The 17,405-nt window shown below is 43.5% G+C and carries 9 protein-coding genes and 1 pseudogene; 3 read left to right on the top strand and 7 right to left on the bottom strand.

What is annotated here, in order from left to right; translation table 11 throughout:
• Positions 1-18: 18 nt before the first annotated feature.
• The 3 genes from AC1DV1_RS13515 to AC1DV1_RS13505 all read right to left on the bottom strand — a co-directional run bounded on the left by AC1DV1_RS13515 (position 19) and on the right by AC1DV1_RS13505 (position 6,218).
• Entirely contained in the window at positions 19-1,650 is a 1,632-nt protein-coding gene (locus AC1DV1_RS13515; protein ID WP_477359967.1) for a RagB/SusD family nutrient uptake outer membrane protein, read from the bottom strand.
• A 10-nt stretch (positions 1,651-1,660) separates the two neighbouring features.
• The gene (locus AC1DV1_RS13510; RefSeq protein WP_477359965.1) at positions 1,661-5,050 is read right to left on the bottom strand and encodes a TonB-dependent receptor; all 3,390 of its coding nucleotides are present in this window, start codon (positions 5,048-5,050) and stop codon (positions 1,661-1,663) included.
• Between the two features lie 208 nt (positions 5,051-5,258).
• Positions 5,259-6,218 (bottom strand): FecR family protein, encoded by a 960-nt coding sequence (locus tag AC1DV1_RS13505; RefSeq protein ID WP_477359963.1) that lies wholly within the window; start codon positions 6,216-6,218, stop codon positions 5,259-5,261.
• A 248-nt stretch (positions 6,219-6,466) separates the two neighbouring features.
• Here AC1DV1_RS13505 and AC1DV1_RS13500 point away from each other — a divergent pair, with 248 nt between their 5' ends.
• Positions 6,467-9,142 (top strand): DUF7133 domain-containing protein, encoded by a 2,676-nt coding sequence (locus AC1DV1_RS13500; protein ID WP_477359961.1) that lies wholly within the window; start codon positions 6,467-6,469, stop codon positions 9,140-9,142.
• A gap of 220 nt (positions 9,143-9,362) precedes the next feature.
• On the opposite strand, the gene AC1DV1_RS13495 is transcribed toward AC1DV1_RS13500, so the two are convergent.
• From AC1DV1_RS13495 to AC1DV1_RS13480, 4 genes and pseudogenes are all read right to left on the bottom strand, one after another.
• On the bottom strand, positions 9,363-9,836 hold the full coding sequence (locus tag AC1DV1_RS13495) for a PDDEXK nuclease domain-containing protein (protein ID WP_477359995.1): 474 nt from the start codon (positions 9,834-9,836) through the stop codon (positions 9,363-9,365).
• Between the two features lie 150 nt (positions 9,837-9,986).
• Positions 9,987-10,262: pseudogene (locus AC1DV1_RS13490) on the bottom strand (DUF1016 N-terminal domain-containing protein); the annotation flags it as partial.
• Between the two features lie 313 nt (positions 10,263-10,575).
• Positions 10,576-13,143 carry a M1 family aminopeptidase gene (locus AC1DV1_RS13485; RefSeq protein ID WP_477359959.1) on the bottom strand — a complete coding sequence of 856 codons (2,568 nt, stop codon included), beginning with the start codon at positions 13,141-13,143 and terminating at the stop codon, positions 10,576-10,578.
• Between the two features lie 531 nt (positions 13,144-13,674).
• Positions 13,675-13,851 (bottom strand): hypothetical protein, encoded by a 177-nt coding sequence (locus AC1DV1_RS13480; protein ID WP_477359957.1) that lies wholly within the window; start codon positions 13,849-13,851, stop codon positions 13,675-13,677.
• A 401-nt stretch (positions 13,852-14,252) separates the two neighbouring features.
• Between AC1DV1_RS13480 and AC1DV1_RS13475 the strand changes: the two genes are divergently transcribed.
• Together AC1DV1_RS13475 and AC1DV1_RS13470 are read left to right on the top strand one after the other, a co-directional pair.
• Positions 14,253-15,464, top strand: a complete 1,212-nt coding sequence (locus AC1DV1_RS13475; protein ID WP_477359955.1) for a hypothetical protein — start codon at positions 14,253-14,255, stop codon at positions 15,462-15,464.
• Positions 15,465-15,725: 261 nt separating this feature from the next.
• Positions 15,726-17,393: a hypothetical protein gene (locus AC1DV1_RS13470; RefSeq protein ID WP_477359953.1), complete on the top strand. Its 1,668-nt coding sequence runs from the start codon at positions 15,726-15,728 to the stop codon at positions 17,391-17,393.
• Positions 17,394-17,405 lie beyond the last annotated feature (12 nt).

Genomic DNA, 17,405 nt, shown 5'->3' with positions numbered 1-17,405 from the left:
TTATAAATAATTATTGAACTACCAACCTGGATTTTGTGTAAGATTTGGATCGACAGCACGCTCGTCCCTCGGAACCGGCCATAAATAGGCTTTGCTTTTATCAAAACTTCGCAAATCGGCCCTGATGTATCCGTTATCTACCGATGCCGGTCCGAATTTGGCACCATGCGACCAGCCATTCAATACCACTTCGGCAGTTCTCCACCGGCGGATATCAAAAATACGCAGTCCTTCCATAGCCAACTCGGTACGACGCTCGTTTCGAACAATGCTACGCAGATCGGCCTGGGGAGCACCACTGAAAGTAAGCGCGGCAGGATCGGTAAAACCGGCGCGGCTTCTTAAGGCCTTGATGGTTTTGTCCCATACGCCGCCATCCAACTGGCCCAATTCATTTTTAGCTTCGGCATACATGAGTAATACATCAGCATAACGAATAAGAATAAGGTTTAAACCCGACTGAAAATTTACGGCAGATGTAGGGTCGTAATATTTGCGGATGTAATAACCTGTTGGCGAACTTACTTTACCGGGTGTATATTCATCCAATTTATCTGTACCAGGATCAGATCCGGGTTTAGTATAAATGGTTTGGGTACTGCCATCTGGTTTTTTCCATTTGTATAAATTATAAACCACTGTATTGGTCATCCGCGGATCGCGGTTTACATAGGGGTTGTTCTCGTCGTAGCCCGATCCTGCATCGCTGATCTTTTTACCGTTGGCCATCAGGTAACTGTCAACAAGTTCCTGTGTTGGGGCAAGGGCATTCAGGCGGGCACCAACTGCAAGTGGGGCAAAATCAAAAAATTGGCTGTATGTTTTAATAAGCGGCACAAATTCCAGATCGAGTATTACTTCGCTGTTGTACTCGTTTTGGGGTAAAAACACGCCTTCGTAAGATGAAAACAAGCTATAAGTACCATTGCTGTTATCGTTAATCAATTTTTCGCAGGTTGTAGCCACATCCTGCCAGCGGCTGTCATAAAGATACACTCTTGCTTTTAGTGCAATGGCAGCGCCCTTGGTGATACGGCCCCTGTCTGCAGCAGCATAAGCTGTGTTTACCGGTAATGCAGCTGCTGCATCGTCCAACTCTTTCAGTACAAAATCAATTACCTGCGCTTTTGGTGTACGGGCAATGGTTTTGGCATCGGCTATCGAAATATCCTTATCAAACAACGGAACATCGCCAAACCAGGTAGCCAGCTGAAAATAATGATAGGCACGGATAAATTTTGCCTCGGCCTTCATACGGGCTTTAAGGGTGGCATCCATAGAGGCTACCCTATCAACATTCTCCAAAAATATATTACAGGTTTTGATACCTGAATAATGATATCCCCACTCCTCTTTAATACGCCCAAGCGAGGCATCATAAGTGCCGGCTGCAAGTGATGCCACTCCATTGGCATCACCGCGACCATTGTACGCATTGTCGGATGCGCCTTCATTGTAAAAGAAATAATCTGAGCGAAACATCTGTGAATACGCGGTATTTAATACGCTGTTCGCTTTTTCGGTAGTTGTCCAGAAGTTGATATCGGTAAACTTATTTACCGGTGCCAGATCGAGCTTTTTACAGGCTGAAACCATAACGGTTAACAGGGCTATAAAAAACGCGGTTCTATATGTCGTTAATTTCTTCATGTATAATAAATTATAATATTACATCAATACCAAACCCATAATATATCGGCGTTGGGTAGGCCCTGCCGCTATTAGCACCGCCTGCCTGTACATTACCGTTAAATTCTGTCGACTCAGGGTCAAGGAATTTCATGCCCGAAAAGGTGAGGATGTTTTGGCCCGAAACGTAAGCCCTTACTTTATGCGTGCCTATGGCCTTGGCCACGCTTTGTGGTAATGAATAACCCAGGGTTACATTTTTAACACGCAGGTATGAACCATCGAAAATGTACATATCAGATCCGCGCCTGAAATTGTTGGTATTTGATTGACTGCCGGCAGCTGCAAGGCGCGGATAACGGGCATCGGGGTTTTCGGGAGTCCAGAAATCTAATTGATGCTGGTAAATAACCTGCGAATAGTTGAAATGGAAGGGCTCAACCTGTTCGCCACGCACAAACATGCTGCGTTTGCCTACGCCCTGCATAAACAGGTTGAAGTCAAAGCCCTTGTAAGTTACGTTATAGGTAAAGCCAAATGTTAAACGCGGGAAACCATTGCCTAAAACAAACCTGTCGTTATCATCAATTACGCCGTCCTTATTAACATCCACATAACGGTTATCGCCCGGCGACACAGTTAAACCGGCCGGTTTTGGCCCGTTAACAATATCGTTAAGGTTTTGAAAATAGCCATCGCGTTTTAATCCAACGTATGAGCCAATTGGCAGGCCAACTTTGTTAATAACCTGTAATTCATCGTAGGCTTTAATCTGGTCGCCGCCTTCAAGGGATAATACCTTGTTTTTAGTATCGGCTACGTTAAATGAAAACGAATGGTTAAAGTTTTTGCCTGACAGGCGGTAATTAACTGTTAATTCCCATCCCCTGTTTTGAACTTTACCTGCGTTATAATCAGGCAACCCGGCGCCAAACACGCCCGGCACTATTGGCGGCAACAAAATATCCTTTGTTACTTTATTAAAATAATCGGCAGATATGGTGAGGGTGTTTTTGAAAAAACCTGCATCTATACCCGCATTAAATGTGGCAGCACGCTCCCAGCGAATATCCGGATTGGCAAATGATATGGCTGCGCCGCCAACGCCGGCATTATTAAAGCCGTACGCATTCTGGAATGGGCCGTAAGTACGCTGGTACTGGTAGTCGCCAACGTTTTGATTACCCAAAATACCGTATGATGCACGCAACTTTAAATCGCCATAGTTATCGCGGTAGCTTTGCATAAAATCCTCTTCGGTAACGCGGTAACCTACCGATCCCGATGGAAAGAAAGCGTTGCGGTTTTTTGTATTAAACTTTGATGACGCATCTATCCTGAAATCAAACTCACCATATATCTTATTCTGATAATTATAACTTGCTCTTCCAAAAGCTGAGTTCAAGCTTGTTTCCGCGGTGTTGTTATTGGTGTTTGACGATGCAGGGTCAATTATAGTACCCGTTGTCGGCGTACCCAACTCAGGGTCGGTATATTTCAGGTATAGGCTGTTGCCCTGGTTAGTTGTCGACTCGTTGGCCACACCTACCAATACATCTACGTTATGCGATTTATTAAATGTTTTGGTATACTGAGCAATTACCTGTGTATTTAAAAACAGGTTCTTGTTGTTCTCATCATTTGTATTCCTGTCAGCACCGTATGTTCCTTTCGGGAAATAATCAACTTCTATCACCCTGCCAAACATGTGGTTTGATAGAAGTGTTCCGCCAAAAACACCTTTCAACTTAAAGTCTTTGGTTATAGCCAGCTCCGCGTTTAAATTACCGAAGATGTTGTCGTTGTCGCGTTTGCGGTAACCGCCTGCTTCTAAAATCCCCAGCGGGTTAAATTCAGTTAACACATCATTAGTTAAATACCGGCCCTGGTCGTCTTTAATCTTGTAATAAGTTGGCGTTCTGCCGGCATCAACTATAAGGGTTGATGTGCTATAGGAGTGCTCCTTAATTTCGGTGCGGGAATAAGCCAGGATACTGGTCAGCTTTAATTTACCGTATTCGGTACTTAGGTTCATGCGGTAATTATAGCGGCGCAAACCATAGTTAGGTCCAACAAGGTTGCTCCGCTGATCTGTCACTCCGGCCGATACCAGGTATGATGACGTTGAATTACCACCGGTTAGCGCCAGGTTATGGTTTTGCAACACCGCATTTTTTAAAATGGCATCCAAAAACCATTGCTGATCACCTGCCTGCTGAAAATTGCGGATGTCCTGCGGGCTGTAAATTGGTTGTAAACCTGCATTTACCACAGCCTCGTTTCTAAGGATGGCATTTTCGTAACTATGAACAGGTTTATAACCCACATGTGGTTCCTGTACACCGCCCTGCCCGTTATAAGTAAGCTGGGTGTTGGAGTTTTTCTTTCCTTTTTTGGTGGTAACCAATATTACGCCATTTGCTGATCGCGAACCGTATATGGCGGCGCTGCCGGCGTCTTTCAAAACAGAAACGCTTTCAATATCCTGCGGATTAAGCAGGTTAATGTCGCCGCCGGTAATACCATCTATAACCACCAATGGGCTGTTATCTCCTAAAGTACTTACACCACGAATGTTAATGTTTTGATAAGCACCCGGCTCGGAGTTGGTTTGCTGGATAATAAGATTTGGCGATGTGCCTTGCAATGCCTGCGTTAAATTTACAGACGGTTTGCCTTCAATGGCCTTTGACGAGATCTGATCGACCGCGCCAATAATATTAGCCCGTTTTTGTGTGCCATAGCCAATCACAACTACTTCATTTAGCGAAGTTCGTTCCGGCGATAGCTGCACGTTAACAGTAGTTTGATTATTTACCGGCACTTCCTTTGGCGCGTAACCAATAAAGCTAAATACCAGTATATCATCGCTGCCCACGTTAGGCAGGGTAAAAGTACCATCTACGCCAGTTATGGTGCCGGTTGTAGTTCCTTTTATTTTGATGCCTACGCCCGGAAATGGCAGGCCCGTTTCGTCGGTTACTTTACCAGTAATTTTAATGGGGACCGGCGGGGCCTGCTGTATGCCGCCTGTGCTGCTTTCTACCTCGGCTTTTTCATCAATGACAATTACGTCATCAATAATTTTATAGCTAAGGTTAAATGGAGTTAACACCTCATTGAGCACGGTTTTGATGCTTTCATTTTTGGCATTCAACGTTACCCTGAAATCCGGCTTCAGCACATTATCCGCGTAAGCAAATTTAATATGTTTATCGGCCGATATTTTATCGAGCGCATCAGAAAGCCTTGCGTTTTTGAGCTTCAGCGTAACCGAAATCTCCAAAAAGCGTTGGCCAAATGAATCATTTGCTACCGCCGAAAGGCACATGAAGCAAACAACAAAGCAGGCGAGCGAGGTAAATTTCATTAATATTAATACATAACGAACTACTCCATTTGAAAATAGAGATATATTCATAGATTTGAGATAATTAAAGTGTTTGAAATTGAGTGCTTTGTTCTGAATTGGACCTCGAAACGTTGCACTTATTAATACGCTGCATTTTAGTAACCCTGTTCAAATCCCTTTGATCAGGGTTTTTTGTATGTATTTATGTTGTCATGCTCTTCTATTTAGGTTAGCTAATAATTGGTTATATTTTAAATGAATTGGTTTATTTTATTGGTTAACAGCCTTTGCCTTTAAGGCGGTAGCGCCCCTTATCCTGGATAGCCTTGCCTTTTACAATTTTTGATAAAACCTTCATTACGGTTTCCAACGATTTATTGGTCAGGTCGGCTGTTATTGAACATCTCACAAGGTTGATATCTACATCAACTTTAACATTGAAGCGATGCTCAATCGTATTTATTACCTCTGGGAGCGGCATACGTTTAAATACCAGGTCGCCGCTCTTCCACCTTACCAATACATCCACATCAACCATTTCGGTTTTAACGGCCTGGTTATTATCCTTATTAAATATTACTTCCTGGGCTGGGGTCAAGAAAACAGTTTGCGATTTTTTGGCATTGTTAGCCGCCGCTATTACACCTACCTTACCGCTCAATACATCTACCTTCACAAAATGATCTTCGGGATAGGCTTTTATATTGAAACTTGTACCCAACACCTGCGTGCGTACAGCGCCGGTATGAATAATGAATGATTGATGATCATCGTGCGCTACATCTAAAAAAGCTTCGCCTGTTAAAGTAATCTCGCGGCGGTCGCCCCGGAATTTATCCGGATAGGTAAGTTTACTACCGCCGTTAAGCCATATTTTAGTGCCATCGGCAAGGGTTATATTTACAATTTTGCCATTGGCCGCCGTAATTTGTTTGGTGGCTATAGGCGAAACATAGTTGAGGATATCATTACGGTACAAATATGCCGACAAACACAAGCCGGCAAGCAACGATGCAGCAACCAACCATTGCCTGGTTAGGGTTTTGATTTTGCCGCCGCTATCAATTTGAGCGGCAATACGGTTGTATACCTTATCGCTGTTAAACTCAACACCATGATGGTTTGCTTCGGGCAGGGTACCCAAATCCAATTCGTCAAAATACTGATTTACGATTTCTTCCTGCAAAGATTGGTCTTTAGCAGAGACTTGTTTTTTCCTGAAATTAAACTTTCTCATGGTTTATATATGCAGGATGCATTGAACATGCCCTACCCCCCAAAAGAATTTGATTTTTTTTAAGCATTGTTTAAAATCAGAATTTTTCACCTCGTGCCGGGAGTGTTTTACAACCATAAGTTTTGCCCAGTTATTGGGTTTAGCTGATCTCCGTAAAATAATTTGAAAATAATTGCACCTATACTTCAACTAAACACATAGATTTATCTTTTGATTAACCTGCTTATTCAAAACCAATTTACACACCTATGCTTAAAGTTTCCTTCAACCTTATTTTCGTCATTATCTTTTTAGGTATGCTCAGCTACTTAGCCGGCGCCATGTTTAATCCCGAACCCGGTGGGCGTAAGCCAGCATTACAACATCAAAAAAACGGAAACACTAACCCGCACCCGGATACATTGAAATGGCCTGCCGATTTAACGGTGAGCACATTTGCAGGGCCGGAACTTACACCGAGCCCGGCCTGTATTGCCGCAGCGCCAACAGGCGAGGTATTTGTTGGCGTGGATATGATAGGCTCGTTAGGTAAAACGCCCGGCAAAGGAAAAATTTTAAGGCTGGTGGATAGCGACAATGATGGCAAGCTGGATAAGCATACCGAATTTGCCGAAGTAGATGATCCGCGGGGGATCCTGGTAATGGGCGACCAGGTTTTTGTAATGCATACCGTGTTTTCAAAAGAAACCGGCAAAGCTACCGGCATGAACCTGGAAGTTTTTGAAGATAAAAACAGGGACGGTATTGCCGATGGACCAGCGAAGCCGCTTATTGAACATATCAGCAATGCGCACATGCTGGCCGAGCGGGGTACTGACCACGCGACAAACGGTATACGGATGGGTATTGATGGCTGGATTTATATTGCCGTAGGCGATTTCGGCTTTCATGACGCTACCGACAGAAGCGGCAAAAAGCTGACCATGCTGGGCGGCGGCATTGTACGGGTGAGGCCAAACGGAACCGAGATGGAAATTTATACACATGGTACCCGCAACATTTATGATGTGGCCATTGATGCTTACATGAATATTTTTACAAGGGATAATACCAATGATGGTGGCGGCTGGAACATCCGTTTTTCGCACCACATCCAATCGGCCGAGTATGGATACCCGGTATTGTTCCAGCACTTTACCGACGAGATTTTACCGGCCCTGGTTGATTTGGGCGGAGGATCGGGCACGGGATCGTTGTTTATGGACGAACCTACCTGGCCAGAAAAATACAACCACGTACCCATGACCGCCGACTGGGGTCGAAGCGAACTGTATATCAACAGGGTAACCGCCGATGGCGCCAGTTTTCAACAAAAAGAAGAAGAATTTATAGCGTTACCGCAAATTACCGACCTTGACGTAGATGGCTCCGGCCGACTTTACCTTTCGGCTTGGGATGGCGCAGGCTATTCCGGCGACCCTGCCAAAGGCTACGTGGTGCGGGCGGTACCACGTAACTGGAGCTATAAAGCATTCCCCGACCTTAAGGCTGCTTCTGCTACCGAATTGGCTAACTACCTGAAATCGGCAAGCGCGGTTACCAGGCTAAACGCATCACAGGAATTGATTACCCGCCCGGCCGAAGAAGCTGGCAGGCTATCGCTGGCCGTTGCAACTGATGCTACCTTGCCACTGTATGCCCGCGTAGCCGGTGTATTTACTTATGCCCAGGCAACTGGCGAAAAAGGCGTACCGGCATTGGTGCAACTAACGCAGGACAGCAAATTAAAAGAATTCGCTTTAAGGGCGCTGGCCGACAGAAAGCAAGGCATACAAAGCGTACCGTTGGATCCATTTTTAGCCGGACTGAAAGATCCTTCCGACCGTGTGAAGGCGGCGGCTATTGTGGGCCTGGGCCGTATTGGCAGCCAGGCGGCGGCGCAGCCTTTATTGGCAACACCTGTACCCGCCAGCTTTGTAGCACCGGGCAAAAATGCGGAAGGCCCGCATGCCAAACCCAATTCGGCAATTATCCCGGCACATTTGGCGGTAAGGGCCCTTGTTAGCTTAAACGCTGTTAATGATTGCGTTAAAGCTATCGGCACGGCACATTCAACCCTGGCATTATGGGCTTTAAGATATATGTATGATACCAAAGCGGTTGATGGTTTAATAGCATCGTACTCAACTGTTAAGGACGAAAAAACAAAAAAGCAAATACTGGTAACCCTGTCGCGCCTGTACAAAAAAGAAGCTGACTATGATGCTTCATGGTGGTGGGGCACAAGGCCCGATTCGCACGGGCCAATTTACAAGGGCGTTACCTGGGATGGTTCGGCCCGGATTGCCGGATTTTTAAAGACCGAATGGACAAAATCAACCCCGAAAGGAAAACAGTTTTTTGCCGATTTAAATGCCCGCCATCAAATGGGCATTGCAGCCTTTGGCGGCGAAGAAAAAACCGAAACCACCAAAGAAGTGAAGATAGACCTGGCAAAAATTGCTAACAAGAAAGGCCAGATAGGAAAATCATCTATTGAAGATATAATGTTGATGCTTGCGAAAATAAAGGGCGACCCATTTAAGGGAAAAGTTCTTTTTGCCCGCCAGGGCTGTATAGCCTGCCACAGTTTAACCAGGGCCGAAAAACAGAAAGGCCCGTTTATGGGGCAGATAGGCTCGATCATGACCCGGCAGCAAATTGCAGAATCTGTTCTTAAACCCAACGCATCCATTTCACAAGGCTTTGCCACCGTAATGATATCGGCGAAAGGCAACAAGAGCTATATGGGCTTTATTACCGAAGAATCGGCCCGCAAAATAGTGATGAGGAATATTACCGGCGATGTTTTTACTATTAACACCGCCGACATACTGAGCCGCAAAGAGCTAAAAACATCCATGATGCCAACCGGCCTTGCCAATGCGCTTTCCTATGACGAGTTTGCCTCCCTCGTTACTTTTCTGTCGCAGCAAAAAAATTAAACGCGGGTTTGAGTGGTGGAGCTCTTTTATGTTGATTAAATTTATGTCCCCTCAGGGGCCTCTCCGAGAGACCCTGAGGTACCTAATCATTCTCGCATAACGCGGCTTGGGACTGCGACTGGCTTTGTATAACCGCTGGGTCCTCTTCGAGAGACCCCGCGGGAACATAAATTTACTGGTTCGTGAATCATGAACCAGTAAATTTAGGATAAGACAATAATTACCCTCTCTTTTCTATTTCCTTTTTAACTTCTTCTATTAATTGTTGTTCTGTAGGCAGATATAATCTGTATTCACTTGCAAAGATGGTTTTATTATCTTCCGGGAGGGAGATTTTTACAACGGCATTGTTTTTTTCTGCACATAGTAAAATACCGATGGTTGGATTTTCAAAATCTTTCTTTTCGAATCTGTCATAGTAATTTACGTACATCTGTAATTGGCCAATATCCTGATGGCTAAATTTTGTGGTCTTTATCTCTATAATTACAAAGCATTGCAGGAGACGATTATAAAAAACAAGGTCTATAAAAAATTCATCACCTTCAATATGCAGTCTCTTTTGCCTTGCAACAAATGCAAAACCGTTGCCCATTTCTAATAAGAAATCGTGCAAATGTGTAATGATCCCTTGCTCCAGATCTTTTTCGTAATAGGATGCTTCCCGGTGCAATCCTAAAAACTCAAGATACATTGGGTCCTTGATTATTTCTTTCGCATCAGAAGGCTGTTTTTCGCTTCGGGCTACAGCCAATACACTTTCCCTGTCGTTGCTCATTAAGAGACGTTCCCATAAACTACTGTGGATTTGTCGTTCTAACTGACGGGTTGTCCAGTTGTTTTTTATTGCTTCTGCTATGTAAAAGTCTCTTTTGTCAGTACTATCAATACGTAATAATATTTTATAATGCGTCCAGCCCAATTGCGAACGCAGTGCGTTCGCAATTGGAAATGTGCGATAAAACTGGCGAAATAATTCTATCTGTCTTTTCGAGAACCCACTACCGTATTCCGGCTCTAATTAATCAGCAATAAATTTAGTGAGGTAATTGCCATAATCTGCCCGGTCTTTCCCTTGTTGTTCTTCTTCAAAAATGCGTTGTCCTATTTGCCAATACATTAAAGTACGCTCATGATCAACCAATCTGATAGCCTTGCCTTGTCTTTAGCATCATGGATAATGGCCTGTATGTCGGCTATTACAGATTGATTAATAAGCATCGTATGAAGAATTATGGTTCAATGGCAAAACTACAAAAATAGAGGATGTATTAAAGAAAGCTGAATACTACTCCCACTGCTGTTCCAAGCATCTGACTCGAACCATTATGCCTGTAGTTTTTAACAACTGTATTATTAATCCCACCATAACCTTATCAGGTGTAGTCACCCCAAAGTCGGAGAATCGCACAGTCCTAAAACCTCATTTAAAATCAATGCCCCAATATCCCCTGCGCCCTATACAAATTATCAGTAGCCTGTAGTATTTTATCCTTCAACTTAGGGTTATAGCCAGGATGCTGCAGCAGGAAATCGTGCACAATCTGGTAAGCCTCCTTAGTCTGATAACTTCCAAATACCGCGCTCAGCCACGATTGCGGGAAAAACACATCGCCGGTACGCTGGATCTCTTCAACAAGTTCCAGGCTTTTGGGCAGGTATTTGATGGATGTGCTTTGCCTTAACGGGTGATTTAAATAGCTTAAACCCGTGGTAACCCAGGCTTCTTTTGCCCTGTTTTTTCGGTCGGCAAGGCTGTTAAAAAAGGCATCGCGTTCCTGCACATTCAGCGAGAGGGCAGGCGCCAGGAAAGCCAGCCTGTTTTTGCGTTCGGGGTTGTTGATCCGGGCTTGTTGCTGCTTTAGTACCGATGTAATCGTATCACTTTTCAGGGCTATGGAAAGGGCCATACCGGTATAGTCATCTTCGGCCAGTTTAACGCCCGTGGGTGGTTTTTGGGTTAGCCATACCTGGTAAATACGACTTTTAGCTTCGGCACTTAAGCTGGTGTTTTGGTAAGCGCCAAACAGTATTTTCTTGTTATTCGATGCTGTTTGCTGTTCCATGGCCTGCCATAGGGTGTGCTCCAGCTCCGTGCTTAAAATCAGCCGGTCTTTTGGTAAAGTGAAGGTCCAGAATATGCTGGTAATATAGCCGGTAAGCAGGCGCAGGTTCATTTCATTTTTTTCGATGCCGATGCCGTGCAGGTAAAGCTTTAATAGTTCAGCCGGTTTAAAAGCACGCCCGGCCAGCATATTCTCGTACCCGTTAATGTAAGCCGAAGCCCGTTGCAGCGGGCTGTCTAAATCAAACAGACTGGCTGTCATTGCCTTATCCGCCGGGAACAATCCATAACCCATACCGTCTGCATTAAATAAGATAAATTGGGGCTTCGCCAACCCCGCAGCTGCCTTTAGTACAATTTGCCGCGCGTTCATATTCACCGGGATGGTTTTACTGTAACCCGGATACACCAACGTAATATTAAATACCTGCGGCCATATGCGTGGCGGGCCAACTTCAGGATGCTGGCTAATGTTAAAAGCGCCTATTTTACCATCGTTATAACTCACTTTATAATCAAACACCGGCCGGCCGGGCTGGCTTACCCAAACCTTGTTCCAGGTGTACAGGTTGGCGGTACTGTATTTGCTCAGGATAGCAATCAGCTGGGGCCAGGTGGCGTTGCCGTAAGCATATTTTTTCAGGTACTCGCGGATGCCTTGCTGAAAGTTGGCCTTCCCCATCAGGCTTTCCAGCTGGCGCATCATAATGGGGGCTTTGTGGTAAATAATATTGCCGTAAAGCGAACCCGCATCCTGCAAATTATCCAGCTGCTGCCTAATTGGATTGGCGCCCATGGTACGGTCAATTCCGTAAGCTGCCGGGTAATGATCCTGCAAAAATTTCAGGTTAAAGGTTTCGGCGCCCATTAGTTTTTCGGTCACCTTATCGGCCATAAAGTTGGCAAACACCTCCTTCATCCACACATCGTTAAACCACTCCATGGTCACCATATCGCCAAACCACATATGCGCCGTCTCGTGCGAGATTACGTTAGACCGGGCGATGAACTGATCTTTAGTAGCCCCCTCATCCAAAAACAAGCCCGAGGCCTTGTACTGCACCTCGCCCGGGTGCTCCATGCCGCCGAACTGGAAATCGGGTATGGCCACAAAGCCCACTTTCTGAAAAGGGTAAGGTATGCCCGTCCAGCTCTCTAAAAAGCTAATGGCATCCCGGTGGGCTTTAAAAATAGAATCGACACTTAACCTGATCTGGGTTGAATCTGTTTCCCTGTGCAAAAATTCGGCACTGCGCCCGCCTATCATCTGCCTTACATCAGCATACGCGCCCGCGGTGAAAGAGAACAGGTAGGTGGGCAATTTATCGCTGGTATTAAAAACATAACGTTTAAAGTCGCCCTCATCAGTTACATCCTTTATGCTGCCATTGGCCAATGCCTTCCATTCCTTTGGCACCCTCAGGCTTAATTTAAAAGTAGCTTTCAAATCTGGCTGATCAAAACAGGGGAAAACAGTACGGGCGCGGTCGGGCACAAATAAGGCATACAAATAATCATCATTACGGTTTAATGATCCATTACCGGCCACAAAATCAATCGTGATAGCATTATGCCCGGTCTTTAAATATTTAGTGGCTATAACGATATGTTCGTCCTTCACCTCAAAAGGGATTACCCGCCCCCGGGCCAACCGCACATTTTTAATGTGCTGCGCATCCTGCTTAAAATCTATTTGCAGCGGCTGGCCGGCATTTTTTAAATCAAATGCGATATGCGCCACACCGGTAATATCCTCAGCCCGTTTTAACGGAACCAAAAACGACAGGTCATACTCCACATTACTGATTACCGAATGCCTGTACTGCGCCAACCTGTACGATACCCCCGTTTCAACAGGTACAGGTTTAACACGCTGCTGTGCGTATACCACAACATTTAAGCTCAACAAAAACAGTATCAATTTATATAATTTCATATGGTTGGTTGTTTTGAGTTTTGAGTTTTGAGTCGAAAGCCCCCCGCGTTGTTCGAAGGCCTCGGACTTCTAACCACAATGCCCGTTTCTCCGGCTACAGGATTATTACCGCCTTTGCCCAATAGTTTTATTGTGTTCGTTTAACATTGCCGATCAAAACCTTGTCATTCAATAGTCGCAGAATATAGGCATAATGGTTCGAACCCGGAGAATCGGATAGCAGAGAATTTTTACCTTTCGCCTTTAACCTTTTACCTTTCACCTGTTGTTTTAAGTCTAATATCTCCTATCTAACCCGGGCGTTCCCGCTGGTAGAAGCGGGCCGGGCTAACCGCTCATACGCGCACAAGGCATTAGGCGCGAGGCCGGTATCCGCTTTTATCCCTAACGCGAATTCGGGGAAGTTGTGGGGTTAGGGCTATACAATGAGATTGTGATTTGCATACGGGGCACACGTGCTCCAGCTTTGGGAAGAATTGATTGGAACAGGAATAAAACAAAAATGCCCGGCTCACCACCGGGCATTTTTGTTTACATGATTTTAGAAATGACAATTGCCGAGTAAACATATGGCATTCCAACTAAACCATGGGTAGAAAATTTAACATCAATTAGATTTTCAGGATTTACCCCAAATAGTGCCATGCTCAATTTTTTTTGAAACTCATCTTTGTTAACCTCGCTTACGACAACAGTATTTATATTCATTTTTTAAATTTTAAGGTGGCTTTATTGCCTAAGTAAAAATCTAAAATAATACAACAGTTTTTTGATGTATTAAAAGTTATTTTCTGTCCTTATTGGAGCTGTCTCCAACAAGCCAAAGTTAATGATTAACAAAGCTTTTAGTGAGAAGCTAAAGCCGTGTTCATGCCCAAATTTGTTGGTGTTGTCACCAACAAATTTCGGCATGAACTTATGATTTGCGATTCTTAATCAGGTTACTTTTATTTATTTGTCTTGAAGGTTTATTAGCAAAATATAGCGAAGTGTAATAGGCTTTCCCTAAATTTATATCCTGTACTAAACTTTAAAAAAATATTGGGCGAGATATATTTCAAAAGGTGTTGGGATCTATGGGTAACTTCTATGAGGGGGATTAAATCGATATGAAGTTTATTCTCATTTCAGAAGCAACTATTGATGTCGAGCAATATCTTAAAATGTATATAGGTGAGTACATAGAGCACGAAACCGATGTGATTATCAAGTATTCTGTTGCCGATGCTAAAACGGTCATTGAAACGGAATTGATAGAGAATCAAAAACATATTGATTTTATCATAGCCGATTTTACCAGCGATACTTTTTCTCAAAGCTATACAGAACTGGCGCAGTGGTTAAGGGATTCATCCTTTACCTACTCGGACAGAAATTTCAGACTTTCCTCATTGCCACTATTTCTGATGAACAACATGCTTGGGTATGAGCGCCAGCATTATGAACACGTGGATGAACTGATTGAAAATGTATTTGATGGATTGGTTTATAAACCGGAAAATAATAAAAGAATAGGAATTACTAATAACCCCTTAGCGAAAGGAATGGACAGATGGTTAGACAGATTAAAATCGGACATTGATGACTTGGATTTAGATAGCAGTTCGGGTTTTACAAAAATGAATTTGCGCATATTTAATGCGAGAGCCTATAAGTTAAAAGTGTTGTCGGAAGTGTTCTTTGAAAACAAAAAGCCACTGGACTATTTATGGGTTGGTAACGGTCTGCAAATTGTTGAATCTACTGCCGATGCTTTAATTAAGTTGTTGAAAACGTATAATCAGAACCCATCTTTACGAAATGAGAAACAAATTCACGTATTCCTTCAGACTTATCACCACCTTTTAAAGTCTGAGCATTTTCATAAATCAATTTACGAACAGCACTATTACCACAACAATTCCAGGAAATATGAAGAAGTTGATTTTTTCAATATCGCACATCAATATTCTATGAACTTGAATGAGCTTTTCGAGGTCAAGCTGCCAAACCAGCGCTTTTTCTCCAAACAAACTCTCACCATGCTTAAACCTGCTCAAAAGTATTTTCATCAAATAGGCACAAAGTATTTTGATTATTTTTCTGACCCCGCTAATTTGGAAGAAATACAATCAAAATCGCTTCAACATGACGCATCAATAAAAAATTTAGATTTTCAATATTCTTTATTAATGGGAACTGATGAAGACAAATTGCAAAACCTTTCTGGTTTAAACGCATTCATGGCAATGCCAAAGGCGAACGTAAGGTTGTTAACTTATGATGATCTAATTAAACGACACCACTACCTACATATTCGAGTTACAAGATTTGGGATTTAAAGAATTTGGCCGTTCTGACCTTGTTGGAGTTGTCTTCAACAAGCCAAAGTTAATTGATTAAGACAGCGTTTAGTCAGAAGCTAAAGCCGTGTGCATGGCGAAATTTGTTGGAGACAACACCAACAAAGTGCAAGCAGTTATCAATTTTGACCTTCGTTCTGTCTCCTTTGAAAAACGTCTTTAAGGTGACTTACCTATTTATTAAATAGTTTAGTAAATTTAAAGTCAAACCATTAACTACGGGCTGCCCGTGACAACAAAATGAATGAGTTCAAGCTATTCAATAGGATCATTAACGGTGATCTGAGGCCGCATCTGAAAGTGTACGATAATGAAGAAGGGTTGAAAAACTTGGAGAGGGAAATCTTCTCTACTGAAATAACCGTAGCTAAGGACTTTCCGGATAATCTGCTCCAGCATTTCCCAAAGTTTGCATTTGGGCTCAAGGATGGGGATGAAGTGGAACTAATCTTAGATCAGGAGGGAGAAACGCCGCGACTAACCATAAAAGAAATCCCCAACGAAGCCGAGGAAGACTTGATCAATATCGACATTCCGCCTCCGCCCGATGCTAAGTCCGAACTGTTCCTGACTATTATAACACTGGAATTTGAAAGTATCAAAAGGGCAATCACAAAACAATTCGAGAATGCGAGCGATCAGCAGGCAATCAGTTTTTACGCCACGCGGAACATCCAGCTTGCAAAGAAAATAGCGAGGGACGCATTCCTGCTAAAAAAGAAGCTTCAACATACTGAGAATGATGATTGGGATAATCCTAACGTTTTTATCATCGAGGCAACAAAAAAACACTTAGTATACCTTATTACCGAGCTGCAAATTCTTTTTCATCCCATCAACAATTCAGCGATACAGTATGAGGGCGAGCTTGAGGATGAGTTATTTGAAGGGCATCATTCCAGCATGATGGCGAAAGTCAACTCCATGAGCAGGGAGATAAATGAAAAGTATATTGAAAAGCTATATCATGAACTTGGGGGTGATCCAACACTTGCCCAAAAACGTGATCTTTTTCTTAAAAAGCTAACAGAACAGTTGGCGCGAATAAAGGCTTTGCAAAAAGAAAGGGGCTTTACTAACCGGCACGATCAGGATATGAAGCGGCTGTATGAAAAAGAATTAGGCAAAATATTAGCCGAACAATACACCGAGGAAGTCTTTAATCCTGCGGTCACAGGTCTCCTGGAAAAATATGAGCACAGTCTGCAGCTGATAACCGAACTAAGGCTTGACGGGAACTCAATAGCGTACAATGCGCTTGCCACTACGGATTTTTTTAAGAAAATCCAATATCAGCTGGATACCTGGAAAGAGCTAATCCATTTGTCCTATTCGGCCCCTGTAAAGGAAAATATATGCAAAGACCTACAGAACACGCTGATTACTATCCAATCACGCAAGCATTTAGCATTGAGCGAAGATCAATGGAATGACTACATATGTGATTTGCTCCGCGCACAAAAATATTACATCGCTGACCAATCCAGAAGCGGAAGGTCCGGCGGTAGAAATAAAGGCAAAATACAAAGCGGCGAACTTGATATCACCATCAGGGATCTTGCCAACAATGGCAATGTCAAAACCATTATAGAAACGGTCAAGATCAGTTCCTGCGGCAGCAAAGACAGCACCATTAAAGACCATATAGACAAACTTTTGACACGCTACGACACGTCGGGAAATGAAGAAAGCTTTATCGTTATTTTGTCCTATGCCAGGCAATTTCTTAAAACATGGAACGCCTATAAAAAGCATGTCGCTGAGGTAGTATTTCAAAACAGCAACGCTATGACTGACCTGGAAGCTGAGATTGGTAAATCTGATCTCAAGGTGGGTTACAGCACAATAGTCAGATTTGGCAAATCGATCCGTCTATATCACCTGTTTTTGAATATGTATATCGGTTAAACCTAGCTCACA

The sequence above is a fragment of the Mucilaginibacter sp. P4_D1 genome (genome assembly GCF_056401935.1).
The sequence above is the reverse complement of the archived record's forward strand: the minus strand, read 5'-3'. Positions and strand labels throughout refer to the sequence as shown.